Origin of the sequence: Acidocella sp. MX-AZ02, assembly GCF_000306035.1 — a bacterium.
Lineage (GTDB): Bacteria > Pseudomonadota > Alphaproteobacteria > Acetobacterales > Acetobacteraceae > Acidocella > Acidocella facilis.
Window position 1 is genome coordinate 1 of the sequence record NZ_JH976250.1, and the last position, 789, is coordinate 789.

Below are 789 nucleotides of genomic sequence, written 5' to 3' on the forward strand. Positions count from 1 at the left end.
CCGGTTAATCAGAATATGCAAATGGTCGTTGTCCGTCTCACGGTGCAGCGTGGCAACCCACTGGTGGCCGCTCATGTCCCGCCCGTCTTTACCGCGCAGGTTTTCTAGCACAGTGGCAACAGCCTCGCGTTGCTGTTGCTCTGTCGGGTGTTCACCTTGTTGCCAGGACAAGACAATGTGCAAGGCAGGGTCTTTACAGCGTGGCGCACCATGGGCCACGGCCTCCATTTCCACCGCCGCCGAGCGCGAATCAAGAACACAATCTGCCGTCATGGTTGGGCCACGTTCGGCGCGCTCCTTTTCGATGTACTCCGTCACCCGCTTAAATACCGCGCCACCGGTAGCTCGTTTCCCCCTACCGCTATTATTCGAGATAATGACGGGTATCACGTCGCAATCCTCACCGCCGCCTCGCGTAGCTCGGTCAGAGCAGCCCGCAAATCGTCGGGGTTGCCTTGGCCGATAGTGGCAAGGTGTTTCACCAAACCACCAAGGCGGCGAAGTTCCGCGAGGGTCTGTGCATCGGTCAGAGCACGGGGGGCAACTACCTTCCGGCCAAGCACTCGCCGCCTGACATACTCGCTCACTGTCAGCCCCGCCAATTCTGCCGCTGCCTCAAGCTCCGCCCGCTCGGTTGACGTAAGGCGGAAGGTCAATCGTTCGCTAAGGTCTATTTGGCGGCGTGGTCTCGGCAATGTTCATCCTCTGGCGTCAAACGGGGGTCTCGGGGGCCTCGCCCCTGAGCAGGAACGGCTAGGCTATCTGCGGAGCGGCCCGAAGGGCTGCGGA

At 60.8% G+C, this 789-nt stretch carries 2 protein-coding genes; both read right to left on the bottom strand.

The annotated features are described in order from the left end of the window. A partial coding sequence (locus MXAZACID_RS17365) for a relaxase/mobilization nuclease domain-containing protein (protein WP_039885829.1) occupies positions 1-318 on the bottom strand: 318 nt, incomplete at its 3' end. A gap of 68 nt (positions 319-386) precedes the next feature. Then, on the bottom strand, positions 387-695 hold the full coding sequence (locus tag MXAZACID_RS20545; RefSeq protein ID WP_371137086.1) for a MobB mobilization protein: 309 nt from the start codon (positions 693-695) through the stop codon (positions 387-389). Positions 696-789: the final 94 nt, after the last annotated feature.